Annotated in this window: 2 protein-coding genes; one reads left to right on the top strand and one right to left on the bottom strand. The window is 31.7% G+C overall.

What is annotated here, in order from left to right:
* The coding region (locus ACEN2H_RS15470) for an Ig-like domain-containing protein (RefSeq protein ID WP_441733933.1) at nucleotides 1–2279 on the bottom strand (2279 nt) is incomplete at its 3' end.
* 1240 nt (nucleotides 2280–3519) lie between these two features.
* Between ACEN2H_RS15470 and ACEN2H_RS15465 the strand changes: the two genes are divergently transcribed.
* Nucleotides 3520–4695 (top strand): helix-turn-helix domain-containing protein, encoded by a 1176-nt coding sequence (locus tag ACEN2H_RS15465; protein WP_441733930.1) that lies wholly within the window; start codon nucleotides 3520–3522, stop codon nucleotides 4693–4695.
* Nucleotides 4696–5131 lie beyond the last annotated feature (436 nt).

Genomic DNA, 5131 nt, shown 5'->3' with positions numbered 1-5131 from the left:
TCTTTTCCATCTGTTACTCCATCACCATCAGTATCTGGATTTAATGGATCAGTTCCGTCTGTAACTTCTTGTTTGTTCGTTACACCGTCAGCATCACAATCTCCGTTTTCCCATGCTGAAATTGGCGTTTCTGTCTGACTTGCTAAAATAAATTGACAAGGATCATTAGGATCAGTAGTATCTAATCCTTCTTGAGTATCTAAAACGCCATCGCCATCTGTGTCTGCTATTAGTGTTGTAACAGTTATCAAACTCGTTGCAGTTGTATCGACACATCCTCCTGTTCCCGTTACTGTATAAGTAATTGTTGCAGTACCTGCTACTATTCCAGTAACAAGTCCCGAGGAATCTACTGTTGCAACATTAGTGTCCGAACTGCTCCATGATCCTCCCACATCTCCATTAGAGGATAATTGTGAAGTAGCATTTGCATTTATAGCTTGCGCACCACTTAGTGTACCTGCATTAGATACAGCTGTAACCACTGCTGTTCCTGTAGCTACATTAACTGTATTAGTAGAGCTTAAAGCAATATTACCTGAAGCCCCATTGATTGCTGTCGTAGCTAAACGAACATAAATAGTTGTTGTCGCTACTGTTCCTGTTGTAGGTGTAATCCCTATACTCGGAGCAAAACTACTTCCTGAAGTTAGCGACACTTCATAACCTGTTGGAGCTGTTACATCCAAATCTGCTGTTAAGTCAGTACCAGAAACAGTAAAGTTTTGTTCGGCAGAAAATGTACCTGAACAAGCTGAAAAAGCAGAGAGTGTTCCTGTAGTTATAACAGTAGGCTTTGCTGCTGATGCTGAACTAACGGTTATCAAACTCGTTGCAGTTGCATCGACACATCCTCCTGTTCCAGTTACTGTATAAGTAATTGTTGCAGTACCCGTTGCTACACCAGTAACAAGTCCCGAAGAATCTACTGTTGCAACATTAGTATCTGAACTGCTCCATAATCCTGTCACATCTCCATTAGAGGATAATTGAGAAGTAGCATTTGCATTTATAGCTTGAGTACCACTTAGTGTTCCTGCATTAGTTCCAGCTGTGACCACTGCTGTTCCTGTAGCTACGTTAACTGTAGTTGCATTAGTAGAGCTTACAGCAATATTACCTGAAGCCCCATTGATTGCTGTTGTGGCTAAACGAACATATATTGTTGTACTTGCTACTGCACCAGTTACATAAGGAATACTAACACTAGTACCAAAATCAACTCCTGAAGTCAATGAAATTAAATATCCGGTAGGCGCTATAATAGAAATATCGTTTGTCAAATTACTCCCCGCTACATCAAAACTTTGTTCATTAGAAACTGAACCTTGACAACTTGAAAAAGGTGCTAGATGTCCAGACAAAATTAGAGCAGGAGTCGAAGAATCATTATCCAAAATATTAGCTGTAGCTGATTTACTTCCTATATACAATATTAATGTTTCTGGAGATTCAATGACAATATCATCAATTGTCTTTACAGTGATGGTAAAAGAACTTACTCCACCAGGAACAGTAATTGTTCCATCACCATTATTAATTACGCCATTTGTAAAGGTAAATAGACTATTATAATCTGATCCATTGGTTGCAGTTCCGCCAGAAGTAAAAGTATAAGTTTGTGGATTACCGGATGCCGTAGGAGAACTCAACGTTACTGTATATATCAGATCTTGACCTTCAGTAACAAAAGAAGAATTTAAACTTATCTCTGAGGGTTGTGGAGAATTCGCTAATTCAAAATTTAAAGCATCTAATAAACCTTTTGTTGCAGCATTTCCATTTCTATCTTCGCCATCTATAAAAATAAAAGTAGACGCATATGCCTTAAGCCCCAAGGAAGTACTTGTATTATTAACACCACCTCCTTTTATTGTGTACGTAGCTACACTATTATTATATAAAATTTGATTAATACTTGTGTCAAAAATGAACCCAAATACCTCTACCGTTGAACCTGTTGTTTCTCTAAAATTGAGTGCACCACCTAGGGAGTATTTTGTACCGTCTTGCATTATAATATCTAAAACCCCTGTCAAGTCATTTCCTTGAGTTCCGCCAAATTGCGTAGTAGATTGTGGTTGTCTAAAACTAACTCTCGCTATACCCACATTAGAAAGGTTTTTAATACTACTTGTACTTTGAGTAGCAGATTTTTGTGCACCTAAATAACCAGTGGAAAAAGTAAGGCTAACTCCCTGAGCTTTTATTTCCCTTGAAAATAATAACACAATAAAACATAGTACTACTTTTAGTGATAGGTTTAATAATTTATTCATGTTAGAACTATTTATTAGTTTTTAAAAAATATTAAGAGAATTGAATAGAGATTATGAAAAAGAATAAATTTACAATACTAAAATTGTTTTGTGAAAAAGAAAAATACAATTCCCATTTTTGCACTATTAGTAAGAAAAAACGAGAATAATATAATTAAAACAAATTTAAACCGATTTGAAAATAAAAAAATATTAGTCATAATTAGTAGGTTATTTTTGTAATTGAATGATTAAAAATTATACTATTGTTCTTAATTTTTTATAAAATTTGAGTCTTTGTTATATCTCTAGAGCTATCGTATCTTGATGCTTTTAAAAGAACAGGAATCAAGAGAAATCAAATCCGATGCTTTTGCAATTTTGTATATATTACCGCAATTACCAGAGCTAGCTAAATAGTGTCGTGCAAATGATTGTTATGCGTACAGTACAGTGAGCAAAACTATAATGCTAAATGTTAGTGTGTTTTGCATGCTTTTTTTATTCTTTTTATCTACAACACAGAGAGTGACATTATGTAGTTTAATTTAACTGCTATTAGTTTTTTTTTAAATCCAAACCTGACATTGCGCAAGCAGATATTGATAGTTAAAATCGAAATAAAGCTTGTACTAGGTTTGCTTTTTACCCTATATGATTTATATATGCAAAATTACTTCCTATCAGTTTGTAAATGCTTTGTAAAAGTTTTGAGTTTGTCTATTTTTTTAAAAAATTGGACAATAATAGTAACTTTAAATAGCTTAAATCGTACTTTTTTAAAGTATAAATAGATAATTGAAGTAGTTATCAGTGTTTATTTAAAAAAAAGGGGTTATCGTTAATTTACGAATTTCTATCTAGATCTTTGTTTTTTGGTAAGTTTGGCTAATTTAAAATTGCAACCGCGATAAAAAAACGGTCTGATTTTCTATGTTTTACCTTCTATTTTATTGTTAATAAGCTCGTAGTTTAACTTTATTTTAGGTTCGTTGTTATTTATAATAATTTCGCTCGGTTAATTCTACTACTAAATTCTTTTTTATTGTTTTTTGTGTGAGAGTTAGTTTAAACTGGGTAAGAATGTTTTTTGTCCTATTCTTAAATTCTAATAAGGTATTCGATAGACAAAAAAGTAGAATTTTTATATATGAAATATATTACGATTACTAATTTAAACGCTATTTATTTCTAATAAAACCGACTAAAAGCATTTAAATACGTTTATTTACTTATTTTTGACAAATAAATTTACAATTGCATGCTTTTTTACACTTCCATATCAGTGATGATATTGTCGCAAATTTTGCTCTTCAATAAATGGAAAAGAGATAATTACTCTATATATCTTTCCCTGTTTTTATTGATAGTTGGAATTTATGGGATTACTCATTATTTTATAGTTGATGGTGCATCTCCTTTTTGGTTTGCGATTTTTTACAATCATTTCACACCATTAATGCTCTTATTTGGACCGTTGTTACTTTTTTATGTTAGAGGGGATTTACATCAATCGGCCACATTAAGCAAAGCCGATATAATTCATTTTTTTCCTGCGTTAATTCAACTAGTTGGAATCAGTTTTTATATAGTAAAACCATTTGAATATAAACTTCAAATTGCGCGTCAAATTATAGGTAACATTGACTGCATATATGATGTTAATAATAACTATTTCTTTAGTCCTTCAAGTAATTTTATAATAAGACCCTTCTTACTTTTATGCTATACACTTTACTGTTTATATTTGATTTGGGAGAAATACTCGGCTTTTAAAAAGACGAATAGGATTCTTAGCAGAGGGCTCCTGATAAAGTTTCGTTGGCTGGCATTTTTGACAATTAGTTTTATATATATATCGGTATACTTCTTAGTTCTCTCGGTTGATTCAATCCTTGAAAACCCTAGTGCTAGTATCAGCAATTCTTATCCTTTTTATATACTATGTGGGGTCGTTTATTTTATTTTGTCTTTATCGTTATTATTGTTCCCTACGGTTTTATATGGAATACCCTTAAAAAACTCAATCGAAAATCGTAAATATGGGAACAAAAACATTAGTGGTGAATATCAAAAACCAATTCAGGACAATACATTATTTGACTTGTCTAATAAAATTGAAAAATATTTAAACGATGAAACTCCTTTTCTAAAAAAGGATTTTTCGATTACTGATATTAGTTTACATCTCAAAGTTTCTCAAAAGGATGTTAGTCATTGTATCAGTGAAGTGTTAGAAACCAAATTCAGCACTCTAAAAGCAGATTTAAGAATTAATTATTCTATGAAATTACTCTCAAGCGAAGTAAGGAAATCTTATACTTTTGAAGGAATAGCAGAAAAGTCTGGTTTTAGTACAAGAGCAAGTTTTTATAGTGCATTTAAAGAAAGAACAGGATCTACGCCTTCAGAATTTATCAAAAAGTTAAATGCATGAGTATTATTTCTAACTTACTATTCAATGCCTTGGAATGAACTTTACTTTTTAATTTTAGGTTCCAAAACACTAATTGAACCATATATTTCATAGAGTAAGCTGGTTTTTATATTTATGATTATGAGCTTTGTGGTTTTATAAGTCTAAACTTCTTTAGAGAATTTCTTTATTTTATCTTCAAAAACCACTTTTGATGCTTGCTTAAGTCTAAGTAAATAGAGTTAAATATCTAAAAAGTATTCGCGCAGCAACAAATTTTTTAAGTCGCATTTAGCTCGTTGAGGTAATTAACAGCGAGTTAACAGTAAGGAAACCAAAATAACTGTCTAAATTCCGTAAATTGTATTTTTAGTATTACTACCCGTTGGGTGTAATTAAATTATTTGTGTTTTGATATTATTTATTGGTCTCTCAAAAATAAATTTATTGATGAATT

This window comes from Flavobacterium sp. W22_SRS_FP1, from assembly GCF_052113685.1.
Taxonomy (GTDB): Bacteria; Bacteroidota; Bacteroidia; order Flavobacteriales; family Flavobacteriaceae; genus Flavobacterium.
This window is presented reverse-complemented; position numbering and strand designations above follow the sequence as displayed.